Origin of the sequence: Paenibacillus kribbensis (assembly GCF_002240415.1) — a bacterium.
Taxonomy (GTDB): domain Bacteria; phylum Bacillota; class Bacilli; order Paenibacillales; family Paenibacillaceae; genus Paenibacillus; species Paenibacillus kribbensis.
Genome location: NZ_CP020028.1, coordinates 147,493 through 165,276 on the forward strand (window position 1 = coordinate 147,493; position 17,784 = coordinate 165,276).

17 protein-coding genes are annotated in these 17,784 nt (G+C 47.8%); 8 read left to right on the top strand and 9 right to left on the bottom strand.

Going from position 1 to position 17,784, the window contains the following annotated elements:
* Window positions 1-174 precede the first annotated feature (174 nt).
* A complete protein-coding gene (locus B4V02_RS00655; protein ID WP_094153394.1) occupies window positions 175-2,430 on the bottom strand; it encodes an alpha-glucuronidase family glycosyl hydrolase in 2,256 nt (751 codons plus the stop codon).
* A 36-nt stretch (window positions 2,431-2,466) separates the two neighbouring features.
* On the bottom strand, window positions 2,467-4,662 hold the full coding sequence (locus tag B4V02_RS00660; protein ID WP_094153395.1) for a glycoside hydrolase family 52 protein: 2,196 nt from the start codon (window positions 4,660-4,662) through the stop codon (window positions 2,467-2,469).
* Window positions 4,663-4,825: 163 nt separating this feature from the next.
* On the opposite strand from B4V02_RS00660, the gene B4V02_RS00665 reads away from it, so the two are divergent.
* Entirely contained in the window at window positions 4,826-5,770 is a 945-nt protein-coding gene (locus B4V02_RS00665) for a helix-turn-helix domain-containing protein (protein WP_094153396.1), read from the top strand.
* A gap of 59 nt (window positions 5,771-5,829) precedes the next feature.
* Window positions 5,830-6,537, top strand: a complete 708-nt coding sequence (locus B4V02_RS00670; RefSeq protein ID WP_094153397.1) for an SDR family oxidoreductase — start codon at window positions 5,830-5,832, stop codon at window positions 6,535-6,537.
* Between the two features lie 194 nt (window positions 6,538-6,731).
* On the opposite strand, the gene B4V02_RS00675 is transcribed toward B4V02_RS00670, so the two are convergent.
* Window positions 6,732-7,910 carry an MFS transporter gene (locus tag B4V02_RS00675; RefSeq protein WP_094153398.1) on the bottom strand — a complete coding sequence of 393 codons (1,179 nt, stop codon included), beginning with the start codon at window positions 7,908-7,910 and terminating at the stop codon, window positions 6,732-6,734.
* Between the two features lie 155 nt (window positions 7,911-8,065).
* On the opposite strand from B4V02_RS00675, the gene B4V02_RS00680 reads away from it, so the two are divergent.
* Window positions 8,066-8,509 carry an Lrp/AsnC family transcriptional regulator gene (locus B4V02_RS00680; RefSeq protein WP_094153399.1) on the top strand — a complete coding sequence of 148 codons (444 nt, stop codon included), beginning with the start codon at window positions 8,066-8,068 and terminating at the stop codon, window positions 8,507-8,509.
* Here B4V02_RS00680 and B4V02_RS00685 read toward each other — a convergent pair.
* Together B4V02_RS00685 and B4V02_RS00690 are read right to left on the bottom strand one after the other, a co-directional pair.
* Window positions 8,495-9,676: a serine hydrolase domain-containing protein gene (locus B4V02_RS00685; RefSeq protein ID WP_094153400.1), complete on the bottom strand. Its 1,182-nt coding sequence runs from the start codon at window positions 9,674-9,676 to the stop codon at window positions 8,495-8,497. The two genes, B4V02_RS00680 and B4V02_RS00685, sit on opposite strands and share 15 nt — an antisense overlap.
* 185 nt (window positions 9,677-9,861) lie before the next feature.
* Window positions 9,862-10,305, bottom strand: a complete 444-nt coding sequence (locus B4V02_RS00690) for an AbrB/MazE/SpoVT family DNA-binding domain-containing protein (RefSeq protein WP_094153401.1) — start codon at window positions 10,303-10,305, stop codon at window positions 9,862-9,864.
* 178 nt (window positions 10,306-10,483) lie between these two features.
* Between B4V02_RS00690 and B4V02_RS00695 the strand changes: the two genes are divergently transcribed.
* From B4V02_RS00695 to B4V02_RS26030, 4 genes are all read left to right on the top strand, one after another.
* Complete coding sequence (locus B4V02_RS00695) at window positions 10,484-11,881, top strand: helix-turn-helix domain-containing protein (RefSeq protein WP_094153402.1); 1,398 nt, start codon at window positions 10,484-10,486, stop codon at window positions 11,879-11,881.
* 227 nt (window positions 11,882-12,108) lie between these two features.
* Complete coding sequence (locus tag B4V02_RS00700) at window positions 12,109-12,297, top strand: aspartyl-phosphate phosphatase Spo0E family protein (RefSeq protein WP_094153403.1); 189 nt, start codon at window positions 12,109-12,111, stop codon at window positions 12,295-12,297.
* 170 nt (window positions 12,298-12,467) lie between these two features.
* Window positions 12,468-12,929, top strand: coding sequence for a copper amine oxidase N-terminal domain-containing protein (locus tag B4V02_RS00705; protein WP_094153404.1), 462 nt, complete (start codon window positions 12,468-12,470; stop codon window positions 12,927-12,929).
* Between the two features lie 295 nt (window positions 12,930-13,224).
* Window positions 13,225-13,401: a hypothetical protein gene (locus B4V02_RS26030; RefSeq protein ID WP_167383732.1), complete on the top strand. Its 177-nt coding sequence runs from the start codon at window positions 13,225-13,227 to the stop codon at window positions 13,399-13,401.
* Window positions 13,402-13,602: 201 nt separating this feature from the next.
* On the opposite strand, the gene B4V02_RS00710 is transcribed toward B4V02_RS26030, so the two are convergent.
* From B4V02_RS00710 to B4V02_RS00725, 4 genes are all read right to left on the bottom strand, one after another.
* The gene (locus tag B4V02_RS00710) at window positions 13,603-13,854 is read right to left on the bottom strand and encodes a hypothetical protein (RefSeq protein ID WP_094153405.1); all 252 of its coding nucleotides are present in this window, start codon (window positions 13,852-13,854) and stop codon (window positions 13,603-13,605) included.
* 25 nt (window positions 13,855-13,879) lie between these two features.
* Window positions 13,880-15,241 carry an amidohydrolase family protein gene (locus tag B4V02_RS00715; protein ID WP_094153406.1) on the bottom strand — a complete coding sequence of 454 codons (1,362 nt, stop codon included), beginning with the start codon at window positions 15,239-15,241 and terminating at the stop codon, window positions 13,880-13,882.
* Window positions 15,242-15,449: 208 nt separating this feature from the next.
* The gene (locus B4V02_RS00720) at window positions 15,450-16,211 is read right to left on the bottom strand and encodes an ABC transporter permease (RefSeq protein ID WP_007432992.1); all 762 of its coding nucleotides are present in this window, start codon (window positions 16,209-16,211) and stop codon (window positions 15,450-15,452) included.
* Entirely contained in the window at window positions 16,208-16,948 is a 741-nt protein-coding gene (locus tag B4V02_RS00725; RefSeq protein WP_094153407.1) for an ABC transporter ATP-binding protein, read from the bottom strand. The genes B4V02_RS00720 and B4V02_RS00725 overlap by 4 nt, the downstream gene beginning before the upstream one ends.
* A 168-nt stretch (window positions 16,949-17,116) precedes the next feature.
* On the opposite strand from B4V02_RS00725, the gene B4V02_RS00730 reads away from it, so the two are divergent.
* On the top strand, window positions 17,117-17,716 hold the full coding sequence (locus B4V02_RS00730; RefSeq protein ID WP_094153408.1) for a TetR/AcrR family transcriptional regulator: 600 nt from the start codon (window positions 17,117-17,119) through the stop codon (window positions 17,714-17,716).
* The last annotated feature ends 68 nt before the right edge of the window (window positions 17,717-17,784 follow it).

Here is a 17,784-nt window from a genome sequence, read left to right on the forward strand (position 1 = left end):
AGCAAGCGGTTGCACAAAAAGAAGAATTTATTGCACACTCGGGGTGGAGAAATATGACCATTTTGCAGTGACATTCTTGTGCTTCCATTCGAGTACAAGCAAAAAAAAGGCATAGGTCTGAAGCAGACGCATGCCTTTTAGGGATGTGCGGATAGTAAATTCCAGCCTATTTCCTTAATAGATAGGGCGATTCTTTTGGTCGGCAATGCCACTTTTGCGGTAAAAATACGTATTGATCCGATCCCGCCATTCCTTGGCGTGCTCAGCCTGATGCTCCAGCCGCTCCAGCACCTGTTCATATATCCCTTCATTCAGTTGCTCCCGCAGGCTGATCCAAGTATCTTTAAGCTGGGCCGCACGTTCAGCACCTTCAAAATGGGTATCATAGATATGCTGAATGACCGTTTGGCCGGAGTGGAGCGTGTGCGTATAAGGAACATGGTGAAAAAATAATAGCAGTTCATCCGGGCAGGTGTCAGTAGATTCGTAAATATCGGCATGAGGGGAAAAATATTGTCCTGCATAGCCCGTTCCGGTTGCGGTCGTGCGATCTACCCCGATCCCCCGGCAATCAGCAAAATGATAGGTGCCCCACATTGAATATTCATAGCCGTCTACATCTGGCCCGTAATGGTGGCCGGGACTGACCATCCAGCCGACCCCGAGAGGAGCGGTGTAGGATTCGTAGATATTCCACGAATCGAGCAGCATTTGCTTAATGGCAGGAATCAAATCTGCACTGGCATCCTCAGTCCCTTGCCCGCTAAACGTCAGCCGAACCCATTCATTTGCGATTTCATCTGCGGACAGCTCCGGGTCCCATGCCAACCGTCCGTAGCCGTAAAGATTGGATTGGGCGAGCAAATGTCCGGTCCAATTAGCGTCGGCTCCAATATTGGATACAGCGGCGATCCCATAGTTGCCGCGTTTGGGAGAAGGGCTCGTTTGTTCCTCTTGGAAGCTTCCGCTGCCGACATGGACAATAGCCTTCCTGCGGCTGGAGACAGAATCGCTCTTGCTATGCAGAGCGCCGCTTACAATACGCTTGATGGTGGAGCCTTTTCCCTGTGCATAGGTGTCAAAATCCAGTACCTCCTTCCATTGCGGAACAAGGTAACAAAGATGTCGTTGCTGTCCCGTGTACTCTTGTGCAATCTGGAATTCCAGCAGTACCTGGGTAGCTTTCAGCGCACCAAACAGGGGAGAGACAGGCTCACGCACCTGAAAATCCATGGGGCCATTTTTAATCTGTAAAATGACATTATCCCGAAACAGCCCATCCAGTGGCTTAAAATGGTCAAAGGCCGCGCGAGCACGATCCGTCTTGCGGTCGCGCCAATCCTGCTTGCAGTCGTAGACAAAGCAGCGCCAAATCACACGCCCGCCATAGGGCCGCAATGCATCTGCCAGCATATTGGCTCCATCGGCGTGATGACGTCCATAGCTGAACGGCCCGGGCCGATTCTCGGAATCGGCCTTGACCACGAAGCCGCCCAGATCGGGGACGGCAGCGTAAACCTCCCGGGCCTTGGCCTGCCACCATTCCGCTACACCGGGGTCCAGCGGATCGGCTGTGGTTAATCCGCCGAGCTGAATAGGGCTGGCATAGTTAATACTCAGGTAGATTTGGATGCCATAGGCGCGAAACACCGCGGCCACTCTGGCCACATCCGGTAGAAATGTAGCTGTAATCAGCTCGGTTTCTACGTGATGGACATTCACATTGTTAATGGATAGCGCCTGAATGCCAACAGAGGCAAGCAGACGAGCATAGTCTCGAAGGCGATCCATATTTGTAGTAAAGGCATGATTGTCATAGAAAATGGACGCCCCCGCATACCCGCGCTCTACACTGCCGTCCATGTTATCCCAGTGGTTAATCATGCGGATGGAATTAGCCGGATTGGACAGCACATCCAGAATGGGTGCCTGCAACGATTCTTCGCTGGTAGGATCCAGCTTGCCATCCAGTCCACCTTGCAGGTAGCGCAGCAGATGAAAAACCCCATATAATACGCCTTTGCTGGTCTGCCCGGCCACCGTGACATGCGTCCCCTTGATATCTTTGTTGTCATGCGAAGTTGAATGTGCCGGGTTGGGAGTCCCCATCCCGCGAATTCGGTAGCCTTCTGTGCTCACTTCTGCCTGTTCTTCTGGGCTAAATCGTTCTGCGACCCATGCATGCTCCTGGAATGTACCCAAAGCGATGAATGGCGCACTCACAGGAACGGCACTGATCCGCGGCTGCTGTCCGAACATGGAGCTCAATCCGTGCTGAAGCTCACTCGCAGCCGTGTGAAGTACTTCATCTGCCTCTTGAACCACGATGACTTTGCACCAAGCTGGCAAATTCTTCACCTTACGATTGCGGCGATAATGCAGCCAAGCGTCATAGCCGCTCTCTTTTTGCATATCCATACGCTTGCTCATATTCGGGGCCTCCTTTGGGGCAGGTGAAGGTTAGTCTTAGACATGCTGCTCTTGATCCTGACTCATATGCCGGGGAAGAACGAGACGATTGCCCTTGCCTTCATACAGCCATAAAATAGCGGTAACTCCGCGGGGGTAATATTTGCTGCCGTGGGCAATACCTGAGAGCATTTGGTCGCTCCAGCACCAGTAGGATTCCTCGGGGTGAAGGAGCCATGAAACATGGGCGGCATCTGCGGCATGCCCAGCTTCTTCCCAAGGCAGCTCCAGCAGCTCACGGGCGATAAACTGCGACAGGTAGATTTTACTCAGCCAGGAGTTGTTACTGGTCGAGGACAGCTTCCAGCCCCCGTCTTCGAACAGGCAAACCCCTGGCACCAGTACGGTTTCCAAATGGCGTCGCAGTGCCTGGATATATCCGCCGAACCGTCCATCAGGCTTAAGCGCGTCCTCACAGCCTGTAAAGTAAGGGAAGATCAGCCCCTCAATCGCAGGGATAATCTGTGAATCATTGCCTTCCTGAATGACGGCCGGAATATAGCCCTTGTCTGTCATGTGTGCTGTGATCGCTGCTGCACATTTGTCTGCCTGTAAGCCAGCTTCCCGTGCAAGCGAGTCGAGCCCTTCGGAGGCAAACACCTTTTCCAGCGCAATATATACCGCCCAGCATTTGCTGCCCAAATAAATGTTGTTGCGGGACTGGCCCAGGGATACGTCCAGACTATCGTAGGTCGTAATTTCCGCACCTCCTAGGGTTCTGGAGCTGTCTAGTCCCATTAAGCCGTTACGTTGTGCCGGGTCTGGATGATCCCGCTGCAGCATGCTATCGAAGCACTCACGCAAGGTAGGCAGCATACGTGTTGTAAATGACCGATCCTGTGTCTGCTCGATATACACCGTGGCGCAGCATAGCCAGTTCACCAGCTCTTCGTGGCTCATATAAGAGAAGCAGCCGTCAATCCCTGCCAGCTCATAACAGGAGTACCCCTGCCGGGAGAACACATTCGCCACGCCCATATCGTGCGTAAACGTGATACCGCCCGGATGGGTTTGATTTTCTCCCGGAAAGCGTACCTCATCCCGGTAGCTGTACCTTTGGACGAACCACTCCAACTCGTTGCGTACCGTCCACGGGTTCAAAATCAATTCATAATAGAGCTGATCCGCCGTCAGATCGAGCGTATTCATCATCCGATACTCGCCTTCGTTCACAATCCAGATCGGTTCTCCGTCTGCTTGCTGACTAAGCAACTGGGTGCTGCCGTAGTAGCTGTGAATGGCCTGGGCGAGCATGAATTCCTGATCCGGGCTCAAGCTTGCCGATTCCATCCAGCGATTAGCCTGGATACAGGCTGCGGTCAGGTCTGCAAAATGCTCCAAGGCATAGCTCCCCACGTCTTCAATATCCTTGAATAGCCGGGTGTAGTAATACGCCGCTTCGATGCCTGTCGTCACGATGCCACCACGATAGAAGCATATAGCGAAGGAATACGTACGCTTTTCGCCTGCTGGAACATCCATGAGGAGTGCACCCGTCACGCCCAGGCCAAAGGATAAATTCTCGGCCATAGGCTCTCCGAGCAGCTTCTCCAGTGCAAATCCACTGGCAGGTATCGCCTCGCTGCTGTTGGTCATAATGGCTGTGCTGCGCCCTTGGCCGATGCCTGTGAGTCTCTCCGAGCGGGTGGAATCGGTAGCGTCCCTGCGCGGGTCCTCTCCTACAATGCGTATGCCGCTGTAGGGATCACTGCCTTGATAGCCGAAAAAAGCTCTCCGTGCAGCAGTCCCTTGCGTGTTATCGACCGTTAGCTCGGCAAATACCGCCGGAACCAGCGCTGCCCGCAGCTCGCTTTCATCCGCAGTTCCCGGCTCGGGCACCGAGCGAACCGGAGAGTACAGCCGGAACGTCAGATCGCCAGCCTGCCATGTATCCGTTCCCGCTTTTAACTCGCGGGTAATGTCCTGATCGGCAAAGGCAACGAGTAGCGGCTCTATTTTTTTATCCTTTTTCTCCACATCATAGCGAGTGCTTTCGTCCTGTGCAGATGCGAAAAAAGGAAGAGCCTCGTATACGCTGCCGTCTCTGGATTGCAGCCCGATGTATACATTTTCATCCGCAGGCTTCCCCAGCTCCAGACCGAGTCCGCCGCGATTTCCCTTAAACCCGAGCGTAAAGCTGGAGAAGGCACCTATAGGTGCATGTTGTGTGTTATAAAATATGTTTTTCGTCATATAATGAAACCCCTTTCAGAATGAAGTTTGACTTTCATTAAACACACATAGAGCCTAGCATGTCATTTGTAAGAGAGCCATTGTCAAATCGCTCAACTATTTATCCAAATCGCGCCAAACACGATATACTGGGGGTAATTACTATGCAGTCAGGAGGGAAAATATGTCATCACCACGTTTACCAAAGCGCCCAGATCACCCAGACCTTACGGCTGCCGGGGAAGAATTCTTTTTTCCCGATGTGCGGACTACGGTCAATCTGTTTGCCATCCATACGCGAAGTGTCGGAAGAGACTGGAGCTATCCGCCACATGAGCATCCTCAGTATGAAATTAACGTCGTGCTTACGGGAGAACAGATCATGGTCGTGGATGGTCGTAGCTATACGCAGCGTGAGGGTGATTTGGTGCTGCTGCGGCCGGGAATCGTCCACTCCAGCCATAGCAGTGGAGAGGGCTTTACGTATTTTTGCATGCATTTTGATATTGATGATAAGCTGTTTCTTTCGCTGCTGAGCCGTTTGGAGCAAGTGCTGTTCCCGGCCGAAGGCACGGTAGCGGGGCAAATGGGACCGGCACTGAGCAAGCTGCTCGATCTTTCTGCGCTAGAAGGCATGGGAGCAGGCGGTGATTCGGTGGCCAAGCGTATGCGGATTCAGTCGGCTGTATTTGAGCTGTTTGCCACGTTGTGGGAAGCGGTATCGAGCGAAGCGGCACATCTGCCAGGACGCGGATACGTGCAGACAGAGCTTGCCCATCAGATTGCCAGTCGTCTTCAGGGCAGGGTGAATCAGCCTTTTGGACAAGTCGGCTCAGTGGAAAAACAGGACGGGATCGAGGGGATTTCATCGGAGCTGGGCATTAGTGTGTCCCATTGTAACCGTGTATTTAGGAGTGTTTTCGGCGTATCCCCCCGTGTATATCTGTCCGGGCTTGTCCTGCATGAAGCCAAGCTGCTGTTGGCTGATCCGCAATGGTCAGTACAGCAAATTGCTGACATGCTAGGCTACGGAGATATTGCGCATTTTAGCAGACAATTCAAGCGTTGGTCGGGTCAGTCGCCGACCTCCTACCGCAAAAGCGCGATGCAGGAAAGCCCGTCTGAATAAAGATATGTATATTCATAAAATAGTTATGATATAATCCTCATAAAGGAGCTGAGGTTAATATGAATTTACAATCTCAACGTGTCGTCGTGATTGGCGGCAGTTCAGGTATAGGGCTGGCAACAGCCATAGAAGCAGCAAAACAGGGAGCGAGTATCGTGATCGCCGGGCGTTCTGCGGACAAAATGGAGCAGGCGAAGAAACTCATCCCTGCCGAATCGGTGGAAGCCTTCCAACTGAACAATCAGAAGGAGGAGGAAGTGCAGGCGTTTTTTGAAAAGGTCGGAGCATTCGATCATTTGTTCACACCGGGCGCGAGCTATACACGTGGTCCGATCACCATAGATACGGAAAAGGCGAAAACTCCGTTTGAGGGGAAATTCTGGCCGCAATATTTTGCTGCCAAGCATGCGGTGCCGCATATTTCCAGGGACGGCTCGATCGTCCTCATGTCCGGGGCTTTCAGCCAGCGGCCAATGGGCTTTGGTGCTACATATGGAGCGGCCAACGGCGCCATCGAAAGCTTGGGCAAGGCGTTGGCGGTAGAGCTGGCTCCCATACGGGTCAATGTCGTATCTCCCGGCACCATTTGGCGAGACGGCCCCGAGGGCGAGCAGCGGGCGCAGGCTTTTGAGGAATACAAGGAAGTCACCTTGCTCCGTCGAGTGGGCTATAACGAGGAAATCGCACACACCGTGTTGTACCTGATGACGAACAAGTTCACCACTGGAAGCGTGCTGTTCCCGGATGGTGGCTATACGCTGATCTAAAGCGCACAGAAGTGTATGTTTCATTCTGATCTGATCCGACGGGCAGGAATAAATCTTTAAACAAAAACCGGTTCAACACCATACAAAGTGTTGACCGGTTTTTTTATGATAACAGGTTTGGTTCTTCCGTTACTCCATCCGCAGTCTTGTCACTGGATAGCCCCGAACAACATTGCCTAAACCCTTGCAACTCTTTAGTTCTGCACTTCTAAATTTTTATATTTTCGAAAAATACGTGGATAAATCACTTTAGACCCGATGCATACCAGCGCTAGCATGGCGAAAAACAAGCCGCTCCACAGCGTCCCCTGTATCCCCGCTCTGGCAATAAACCACCCCCCTGCCAGCGAGCCCAGTGAAACTCCTAGGTTAATAAACGAGATATAAAGACTGTTGGCAAACGCGGGAGCTTCTTTGGCCTCATCAATCACCCAAATCTGGGCGACAATCAGCCCACTGGTATGAACGGCCCCCCACACGATAATGATGAAGAGCGTAGGGATAAATGAAGAACTGATCCCGTACAACAGCAAATAGGTGCCCCCCAAGACTACTGGATGAAAAAGAGCGGTGCGAACCTTATGCAGGCCCATGAGCTTGCCAGCCAATAGATTGCCGAGCATTCCGCCGATACCGAAAATAATAAGTAGAAAGCTGATGACATCTCTGCTCATACCTGTGTTTTGCCCCAAGTATTCGGCAGAATAGCTATACACCGAGAACATGGCTGCAAAAATAAAAGTAGCCGCCCCGATATTGAGCCACAGCGGTATTTTACGCAAAATGCCAAGCTGCTTCCGGTAGGAGAACATTTCGGCTTGTGGTGTATCCGGCAGCATGAATAAAATACCGATCCCTGCAATCCCATTCGCTACCGCAGTAAACCAGAAGGAGGCCTCGTATGAAAATTGATTGGCGATATAGGCCGTAATCGGAATACCGAGTACCATTCCCATGCTCGTGCCGAGAAAGGCTTTGGCGGAAGCTTGTGTTGCTTTTTCCGGGGGATACAACGCAGTGGCGGCGACAAAGGCCAGCGAGAAATACACCGGGTGAAACAGAGCCGGAATGATACGTAAAATTACCAGCAGATAAAAGTTGGATGTATAGGCTGACAGCAAGCTTGTTACGGCAAAAACAAACAACGACATTGTCATGATTCGCTTGCGGTTAAACCTGGACATCAATAACACCATGAAGGGACCGAACAGCGCGATGATCAATGCAAATGAACTGACAAGAAACCCGGCCTGAGCTGTCGTAATATGAAAACGTTCAATGATGACCGGCAAAATGCCAACCACACCGAACTCAATCGTGTACACGCCGAATAGGCCAAGCGCAATGAAAAGCAGGGGCTTTCTATATTTCATTAGTTTCATTCCCTCTCTATGTCTTCCTGCTTTACGTCCTTGATTTTAAATGCTAATATTTCATTAAATCATGAAATTGTAAGCCAATATCCGGAATCTATATAATAATAATTGTGTTTATGCAATATCACCTTGGATTTAAGGAGATGAATTTGATGGACCAAGTGGACCATAAAATTTTGTTGTGTCTACAAAACCAGGCGCGTATCTCCATGACCGAGCTGGGTAAGGAGGTTGGACTTTCCCAGCCTGCCGTAACGGAAAGAGTACGGCGCATGGAGGATAAAGGGATCATCACCGGGTATCGTGCCATGGTTTCACATGAGAAAGTCGGAAAGCCGATTATGGCTCATGTGCTCGTGCACACGAATCAATGCAATTCATTTGTTGAGTTTTGCCAATCTGCACCTGAAGTCATTGAGTGCCATCGAATCAGCGGCGAGCAAAATTATCTACTTAAGGTTATGAGCGAATCCATGCTTAAGCTGGAGCAATTCGGGGATGAGTGCGGAAAGCACGGTCACTCTACCACGTTAATCGTCCTGTCCTCGCCTGTAGAGCACAAACATATAACTCCCGTTTTATCAGACCCTATTTGAGCTGCCGTAAATGGCTTGGCAAAGCTCGGTTGTAAACGGACCCGACATACCTTCATATGCTGTATTGGTAAAAGCGACTACACTGAGTCTTTGCGCGGGATCAACGAACCACGAATGACCGTAAGCTCCTCCGAGGCGCCACGTTCCGGGGGATTCTGCTGTTCCACTTTCGTCGGGATTGTGGAGTACGGTGAATCCCAGTCCAAAGCCCCGCCCTGGCCAGCTTGCCAAGGGGAGGTTTCCGGTCTGGATGGTGCCCATTTCACGAACCCACTCCTCTGGAAGTAAAGGATTGCCGCCGTTTCGCAGTGTTTCCAGCAGTCGCATGAAGTCTTTTGCGGTGCCAATCATACCTGAGCCACCAGAATGAAAGGCCGTGGGATCAAAGGCTCGTGCAGGCTGAAAACGAATCCCCGCTGTGCCTTCAAAAACCTGTGCAACCTCAAGCTCACGCATTCGCCGGGGTTCTGGTGTATCGTTAACATAAGGAGCGGCAAGCCGTCCGGCATCAGCGACCGAGAAACTGGTATCGTGCATACCCAGAGGTTCTGTAACGAGCTTTTTGACGGCTGCATCAAGGGTTGTGCCACATACACGGCTAATGATAGCGCCGAGTACATCAGTGGCAATCGAATAGCCCCATGCTTTACCTGGTGTATACAACAGAGGCACGGAGGCCAAACGTTGCAAGTTCTCTTCCAGCGTAAGATTTGAAAAATCCATGCCATCCGATACGCCTGCACGATGATAGGGCCCGCCCCCTTCCTCCTCTAAAAAGCCATAGGTCAACCCGGCAGTATGTGTGAGTAATTGGCGTATTGTAATGGATGGCTGCTCGCCGCTGATCAATCGGGGGCGAAAGTCCGGTAACCAGCGTTCTATAGATTCATCGAGTTCAATCAACCCTTGGGCGGCCAAAACCAAGGCCGCAGTAGATACAATCGGCTTGGACACAGAAGAGAGCCGAAATAAAGCATTCTCATGCATAAGACGATGTTCTTCTCGATCAGCCAGCCCCGCCGCACGGACATACACGGGTGAACCATCCATATATATCATGACCACTGCGCCGATTAGGCGCTTCTCGGCAAGGGTTTGATCCAGGACTGCATTTACACGTCCGTCCAGACCATCTTGTGTGGCAAAAACTTTACTTTCCAAATCCATGAATACCTCATCCTCTCTATGATCCAGCGGTTATCGCTTGGTGGAACTTAGTTTACAGGATGAGAAGGCGATATTACATATGTAAACAAAGGTATTCAGTAGGTATTAACGTTAAAATAAAAATATATTATAATGATGGCCTTGGATTTAAATGAATAGGATTTTACAGGAAGCTATGCTGCGTTTTACAGTAGCTTTTTAAGCTGAGATACACGCCCTTGTGAGACCCCAAGCCATTTTGCATAGTCGTATTGTCTGGCATCGGGATGCTCCTGCATAAGCTCTCTAAGGCGTCCGAGCAATTTTTCTGCCGATTGATTCGTTCTTTTTGGAAGTGTATGTTCTTGAACAGAAGGAGCTGGTATGGGGCAACAATCGATATTCCCCTTTAATTTCTGGGTGCAGTCTACGCATAAAAATGAAGCTCTGTAATATGTCAGGTGTTCAACTGTGCCACACAGCTTACAGGTGACACCTGTATACTTCTTTAAAGCCATAAAGCCTGTTTCCTCATCCACAAAAAATTCTACCGAATCCCCAAATTCAATATTCATAGTCACCCGTATTTCCTTGGGAACAACGATTCGATTCAAAGTATCCAACGAGCGCGTCATACCTGTGTTTTTCATAATCTACCTCCTATTAAAAAGCTGATAAGTAATAAAATAGTAGTATTCATTGTTGTTCCAAAAGATGGTACTATTGTAAACAGGAAAACATTTCATAATATTATGATTTTTTGAACTACATAACTTCTGTTTACTAGGCTTAGACCCCAGAGTCCACATTGAAAGGGTGGTTTATTTCATGGAAATCACACCTACGATCAGAGCAGAATTAGAAAAGTATCTAAAGCGAAAAGACATGAGCAAGACCGAGTTTGGACATATCGCAGGATTAAACCCGGGTACCGTGAGTGGTATTGTAACAGGCAATCGATCCATCTCTGTTAACCAACTGAATCGTATTACTTCAGCGATGGAACTGCGACCCGATCATTTTTATGATCGCTATGTTAAAGAATGTATTGAGGAAGAACCGCTGAACTGGCGAAGAATTAGCCCTTTTTTGTACCGCTGCGTGGAACTGGATCGGCTCGATTGCTTGCAGCGAGTTGTCTTTTTGCTGCTGGATAATCCTATCTATCCTCCGTTGCTCTTTGAAGTAGCCGAGGATATTTTCAAAGACGGACACAATGCAGCAGCGGCGTTCCTTTATAAAAATGTTGCTGAGAGTGAAAAACATCAGCATTCTGAGCGACTTGCGGTGTGTCAGTATCGCCTGTTTAAGCTTACGATTGGGAAGGATCAAGCGATTAATCTCGAAGCAGCAAATAAATTTGAGCCTTTTGTCAATCGTCTGGGCGAAATCGATCAACTCGATGCCTTAAAAGATTTAGCGAATGTGTACAGAGCATTGAGCCAGTGGGACAAGGTATACAAGTTTGCTAAGGAAATGAGGCGGTTAGGGCAAATACAATATGCTCTGGCTCATAGCTCCAAACACAAAAAACAACAGCCACTAAAGCAACTAAGTAGACCACTTTTTGTATATATAGCCTATTCTGATCTGATGTGTGCAAATGCATGTGATGCAAAAGGCAATTATGCACAAGGCTTAGAACATATCCGTGCTTATACTGATTTAAGCTGGGTGAGGGAGCAAGACCCGGATACACTTCATTGGATTGGTCTCTTTCAACGCTGGGCAAAGATTAATACATACGTGAACAAGCTCATGTCTGGAGATGTTAGTGTGCTGCCAGATTACGTAGAATATATGGCCGGTGAACAACACATTTTTGCCGAACTTTTGAACGTAATAGAAGCAGCCAATCGTTACAATATCAATGTGGATCATATCCTTCAGCGCTTTGAGCCTCAAATTGCAGCTTATCAAGAACCCACATCTGAAGATATGTTTACCCAGCAGGTTTTACCAGAAGAGTATGTTCGGTTTTGGTATAAGCTTGCTAAGTACAGCCTAAATAAAGGAAGATATCCTTATGGTTTTAAATGTTTAATAATCGCTTATGAAAAAGCTGTTACAATTAACCATGTACTACTTATTTCCAATTGCTCAGGTTTATTTGATCGTTTCAGAGCGTATGTCGCTCCTGGAACACTGGCTCAGTACGAAAAAATGTCTCAGGAGGTGTGGGAAAGAAATGATCAAAAGGATGGCTTTCTTCTTGGCAGTAACTAGCTTTTTACTGGTATTCGCACTACCAATTCAAGCTGGATACCCAAGCCATGGTGGAATCCAAATTCAAGGACACATTGGTGGAGCCTGAATCAAGTTTCAACTTTTTAAACGGACCAGCTTCAGGTGCTGGTCTTTTTGTTTCAAATTGCCGTTTTTTGAATGAAAAAATGGATAATTCATATTTACCCATTCCATCCTAAAATGAGATTCATTAGGAGGGAATTTAAATGAAGACGTACGAAACGTTACATCAACAATTAGAAAATGCCAGACAACAGCTTTATGATCTGCATAACCAGTACGGTATTGAACATACCTCTGTACTTGAGCAATCTATGCTTTTAGACGAACTCATTAACCAGTACAACCGCATCTTCCAGTCCTCCTTATGCAAAACTAATCCCCCTAACGAGTAACGGAGCTGATTATATCATAATATCTATAAAATGCCTTATATGAAATAAAAATACATTCGAAAGTCAGAAAATGTAATAAATTGTGCGGAGGAAGCTTGATGCGGAATCTCGATTTTAAGTCATAATGAGTTTCAATTAATCTATTTATACCAGATAAGGAATGATATAGTATGTTGAAAAAAGCAGTTAATACCATACTCTTTACTATGATTTTCTTTGTAACAGTAGATCAGGCAAATGCTGCTCTCCCTCAATATTTGTACAATCTTGTCCTTGAAGTAAACAATGTTGAAGTCACATCTGATGCCAATCCTTATATCGAACGAGCAACCAGTACAACGTATGTCCCTATTAGATTTGTATCAGAGAATTTGGGTGAAACTGTAAGTTGGAGTAGAGAGAAGCAGGAGGTTACAATCCGTTCTCGAAATGGTAAAATCGTGCGTCTGACTATTGGAAGTAGAGTAGCTTATGTAAATGATAAAGAAAAAATAATGCCTGGTGCGCCTGTTATGCCAGTATCGCCAAACCGTGTGATGGTGCCGCTCAGATTTGTTTCAGAGGTGATAGGTGCGACTGTAGAGAGTACCTCAAAAAATGAGACTATATATGTAAACATTACTAAGCAATAACTTGAGTAAATTTCAGAATACATGAATGCTTCTATGAGGCCGTGATTACGACAAAATGCTTTCACTGTCTGATGATTATCGCTTTAAAACAGTCGAGTACGAGTCTAAGAAGGTAGACGATAGTTTAGAGGATAATATTTAATGGTTAGGGAGACTTATAGAAGAAAATAGGCGGAGAGGTGGAGAATTTGAATAGTGTTGCTTGGCGTCGAGTTGCTTTTGAATGAGCTCTCTAACGCTTTTCGATTTATGATATACTCTTGATATATGATTTGAATTGGATGGTGATGACTGAATGAATCGTGTACAGGACCTGGGTAAGTTAATCAAACTAACTGGAGATAGAGCTAAACTGGACGCTAAAGCAAATGGCACCTATATCGTCTATAAAACGCCGGATGGTCAGTTTGTTAAAGAGTACAGTAATGGTGAAGTTGAACGAATCAATGAACAGGATATTCATCATGAGTGAACCGTTTGCTACTATGTTTGTATTCGCAGGAAATAACGGAAGTGGTAAGAGTACATTGCAAAATAAAAATACTGGTTAAGAATAAACCGACAACTGTATGATACAGTGATCGGTTTATTCTATATTTACATCGTATTGTGCCCACAATGTCAATTCGATGTGTATTGCACCTCAAAACAGAGCCCGTTAGTAGAACAGTTCTCATTTTTCAACAGATTTCAATTTTCTAATCACACGATCCAAAACGTATCCAATAAGATACCAGAAACCCAGTGTAGTTAGGTATACAACGGCTATTGGAATATCTGCTTTTCGCACAAATTGAAATGACTCGTAAATCCAAACCAGCGGGCTAATAATAGCCAATAGTATATTATAGTCATCGTAGCCCAAAACATTTACAATAATTACTAAAATTGAGATTAGGACCAACCAAAAGCGAAATGATTTCATGTAGCCATACCTCCAAACCAAAAAATCAGATTGGCCATGCTTCTTCAGGTATCCCGTATTGAGAAAAAATATAATCTCTCGACTCATTGGCTAAAGTGCGCAGGTGTTGGATGTCTGCATACAGCATCTTTCCGTGCCGTTTGACAGCTTTTCCAGCCACAAACACCGAATCGACGTTGCTTGTGTTGGCACATTGCACAACAGCACCGATTGGATGATTTACCGGAAACATATTGAGATCGTCGGTTCGAATCATAATCAGATCGGCTTCTTTTCCCGGAGTTAACGTACCGATCTTATGATCCAGTCCCAATGCCCGGGCACCGTCAATCGTCGCAAATTCTAAAATGTCCCGTGCGGAAATAGTGAATTCCATCGGCATTTCTCCTCTGGATAACATTTTTTCATTGATTCTGGAACGTTCTGCCTGCAAGGCGAACTTCATTTGTGCAAACATGTCTCCACCGGTTGACACGACGACATCGACTCCTAATGAAGGTCTTCCTCCGTTCTCCATAAACAACCCTGTAGCCGGGTAGCCATGTCCCATCATCATTTCGATTTCCGGAGTCACGGAAATGGAGGCGCCCGAATCTGCGATTAGCTTATACTCCTCATAGCTGAGTGTATTGGCATGGGCAAAGTTAAGATCCGGTCCGAGCAGTCCGGCCTTATGCAATTTTTCAATCGACCGATCCACCGAACCCCATGTCCCGAAGCCCAAATGCATTGTACACAGCACATCGAGCTCCCGAGCGAATTGAATCTCATCGACCGCTGTTTCCCATGCGCTAAATTCTGGTCCTCTTATGGCCAACCCCATGGTAAGCAACTGGTCATCTGATGAGAAGTACTGCTTTTTCACCCGTCTGCTGTCATCGGATTGTCGTATCTGGCTTTCTCTGGACCAATATTCGGCATCACCAGGAGCTCCGTGGGCAAAGACCGCTCGTGTTCCCGATGCTTGCAAGCCCCGGATCAGCTCATCTGTATGATCGGGTGAGTTAATCATCGACCAATCCAGTAGTGTGGTAACCCCTGCATCCAACGCTTCCAGCGCACCTAGCAGATTGGCTACATATCCATCCTGCGGGCGTAATTTAGCTCCAATATTCCCATAGTACATACGCCCCAGGTACTTTTCGAGAGACCAATCGGCACCTACATTACGAACGACAGATTCCCAGGTGTGGCGATGTGTATCCACGAATCCTGGCATCACAATCATGTTTGCAGCGTCAACAACTTCACAATCGGATGCTTCCAACTCCGGTTGAACAGCGACAATTTTGGTTCCCTCGATAAGAATATCCGCTTTTTTAAAATCACCCAGGGTCTTATCGAGCGTGAGTACACAGCCGTTTTTGATTAATAAACGATGGTTCATCCTTTTAGCTCCTTTTTGTGTTGTTAGATGACTTGTTTCTGTGTTCCTTCTTAAAATAGGCATTTAACCTATATATGTATATTGTAAGCCTGATGATATAAATCACAGCATACTTATTTCGTGCAGGAACCAGAATATACACCAAAAAGCCTACCTACCGATCATCTGGCAGATAGACTTTTGTAAAAGTGCCCTAGTCTGATAAGGATTAGCGTTCCCATGCTTCTGTGCGCAACTGCTGCTGGCGGGTAAATAATACCGGATAAATAAACAGGCTGAGCAGCACGCTGGTCAAAATCGCAGAGGTCATGGTGGTAAATACGATCAGCAGCTGCAAACGGACGGCGGCAATTGGATTGGCTCCTGCGATGATCTGCCCGGTCATCATACCGGGTAGCTGGACAAGCCCCAGCGTTTTCTGTCCCTCAATGGTTGGAATCATACTGGAACGTATGCAATCCTTGAGTATGGGAAAAATGGCTTGTCTCGGTGTGCCACCTAGTGCCAGGATGAGCATGATTTCAGGCTTGCGCAGCAGGACCTCTGACTTGAGCCGGGACACCAGCAGGCTGGACAAAATCATGGAGCTGCCAATGATCATGCCGCTAATCGTAATCATATACCGGGCTGTCGCCGGAATGATATGCAGGCTAATCAGGAATGCCTGTGTAACGATTTCTACACACAGCAGTGTTAGAAATGATTTCCACATAAGACCGGGAATAAATCGTCCTTTGCGTGCCACATTTTGGGAGGCTACGGTGATCATGAGCAGAATGAACAATACGATAAATCCGTAGCTCTGCATCCCGAAAATCAAATGTAATACATAACCGATAGCCAGCAGTTGGACCGATGCTCTGATCGTGGCGATGATAATATCCCGATCCAGGCCAAGCTTGAAGGATTTGGACATGACAATGGCAATAAATACAAAACCGAGGGAAAGAATCAAGGCAATAATCGTCATACCCATTCCCCTGCTATGAACCTGCGGGTTTCACTATGCTGCGGCGCATGGAAAAAGGTCTCAGTATCCGCTTGTTCCACTAATTTCCCGTCGATCATCAGCCATGTTTCGTTGCCCACTCTGCGGGCTTGTTCCATATGATGCGTAATCCAGATCATGGTCGTTCCCTCTTCCTTGTTCATTTGCAGCAGCAGATCCTCAACCTCTTTAACCGAGGCAGGGTCCAGTGCGGAGGTAATCTCGTCCAGCAGTAAAATATCCGGGCGGTTGGCGAGCGTCCGGGCCAGGGCCAAGCGCTGTCTTTGACCACCGGACAGATCCTGCGCTTTCTGATCCAACAGGTCGCGGGTGAGCCCTACGCGTTCCAACAGACCGGACGGATCATGCAATACCGTACCGTGCAGCCGTTCTGCAGTTTGGAGATTGTACAGGACGGTTCCTTGAAGCATGGGAGCATCCTGAAAAACCAATGCTACTTTCCGTCTCAGTTCAGGGATTTCCCACTCGGATACAGGTTTGCCAAATACGCTGATTTCTCCTTCATCCGGTGACAGTAAAAGGTTGCACAGTGAAAGCAGAGTGCTTTTGCCCGACCCGGACGGGCCGACGAGCGTGGTGATTTTGCCAGGAGAGACTTTTGCCGTAATTCCGTTCAGGACAGCACGTTGTCGCTCAGATCCGGTAAAATACTTGGTGATGTGCTTAAATTCAATCGCTGGAAGTGGTATGGAATCCATAGATATAGTGTTCTCCTTTATAGAGGATCAAAAAAGTTGTCAGACCCGCTTTATGAGCTTATTTCTTTTATTATACCAGTTGTTGCAAACGGCATTGTCTTTGTATAGACTAACAGGATTAGTTAAAATGGAAATAGGGTTCGAAATTCGATAAAAGGAGACATAGGGATGTCACCGAGGAACGGAGTAAAGCTGCAAGATATTTTACAAGCTGCCGAGGATATTGCCAATGAACGGGGGATGGGGGAGGTCACGCTCACCACGCTGGCGCAAAAGCTGCACATTCGTCCTCCATCCTTGTACAACCACGTAGACGGATTGAACGGACTGCGTCAAGTGCTGGCACTGCATAGCCTAGAGCAATTAGAGGAGGCTTTGACAAGTGGGGCGGTTGGCAGAGCGGGCGATGATGCACTGGCTGCCATGGGGAAAGCATACATGCGATATGCTCGCGAGCGCCCTGGATTATATGAAGCGATGCTGTATGCTACCGACCGCAAGGATACTGAATTGAGGGACGCTGCGGATCGCGTGGCAGAGCTTGTCATTTCCGTCCTGTCCAGTGGCTACGGCTTCAAGGAAGAGGATTGCATTCATGCAGCAAGGGGGTTCCGTAGTCTTCTGCATGGGTTTGCCTCGCTTGAACAGAAGGGAGGCTTCGGTTTACCTGTGGAAGTGGATCGGAGTATTGCAGTGATGATGGATACCTTTTTAGCAGGCCTGCGCGTGCAGCAGCAGCGAAATGCCGAGCTTTCAGAAAAATCCTGAATTTAGCCTGGGGTAGCTGCATGATTGTCTCTTTGATACGAAGGGTAAAATACTGCTGTATAATCATG

Bases quoted from the DNA above. Each gene is read 5' to 3' on its own strand.
- B4V02_RS00655 (WP_094153394.1), bottom strand. From the start codon at position 2,430: ATGAGCAAGCGTATGGATATGCAAAAAGAGAGCGGCTATGACGCTTGG.
- B4V02_RS00660 (WP_094153395.1), bottom strand. From the start codon at position 4,662: ATGACGAAAAACATATTTTATAACACACAACATGCACCTATAGGTGCC.
- B4V02_RS00665 (WP_094153396.1), top strand. From the start codon at position 4,826: ATGTCATCACCACGTTTACCAAAGCGCCCAGATCACCCAGACCTTACG.
- B4V02_RS00670 (WP_094153397.1), top strand. From the start codon at position 5,830: ATGAATTTACAATCTCAACGTGTCGTCGTGATTGGCGGCAGTTCAGGT.
- B4V02_RS00675 (WP_094153398.1), bottom strand. From the start codon at position 7,910: ATGAAATATAGAAAGCCCCTGCTTTTCATTGCGCTTGGCCTATTCGGC.
- B4V02_RS00680 (WP_094153399.1), top strand. From the start codon at position 8,066: ATGGACCAAGTGGACCATAAAATTTTGTTGTGTCTACAAAACCAGGCG.
- B4V02_RS00685 (WP_094153400.1), bottom strand. From the start codon at position 9,676: ATGGATTTGGAAAGTAAAGTTTTTGCCACACAAGATGGTCTGGACGGA.
- B4V02_RS00690 (WP_094153401.1), bottom strand. From the start codon at position 10,305: ATGAAAAACACAGGTATGACGCGCTCGTTGGATACTTTGAATCGAATC.
- B4V02_RS00695 (WP_094153402.1), top strand. From the start codon at position 10,484: ATGGAAATCACACCTACGATCAGAGCAGAATTAGAAAAGTATCTAAAG.
- B4V02_RS00700 (WP_094153403.1), top strand. From the start codon at position 12,109: ATGAAGACGTACGAAACGTTACATCAACAATTAGAAAATGCCAGACAA.
- B4V02_RS00705 (WP_094153404.1), top strand. From the start codon at position 12,468: ATGTTGAAAAAAGCAGTTAATACCATACTCTTTACTATGATTTTCTTT.
- B4V02_RS26030 (WP_167383732.1), top strand. From the start codon at position 13,225: ATGAATCGTGTACAGGACCTGGGTAAGTTAATCAAACTAACTGGAGAT.
- B4V02_RS00710 (WP_094153405.1), bottom strand. From the start codon at position 13,854: ATGAAATCATTTCGCTTTTGGTTGGTCCTAATCTCAATTTTAGTAATT.
- B4V02_RS00715 (WP_094153406.1), bottom strand. From the start codon at position 15,241: ATGAACCATCGTTTATTAATCAAAAACGGCTGTGTACTCACGCTCGAT.
- B4V02_RS00720 (WP_007432992.1), bottom strand. From the start codon at position 16,211: ATGACGATTATTGCCTTGATTCTTTCCCTCGGTTTTGTATTTATTGCC.
- B4V02_RS00725 (WP_094153407.1), bottom strand. From the start codon at position 16,948: ATGGATTCCATACCACTTCCAGCGATTGAATTTAAGCACATCACCAAG.
- B4V02_RS00730 (WP_094153408.1), top strand. From the start codon at position 17,117: ATGTCACCGAGGAACGGAGTAAAGCTGCAAGATATTTTACAAGCTGCC.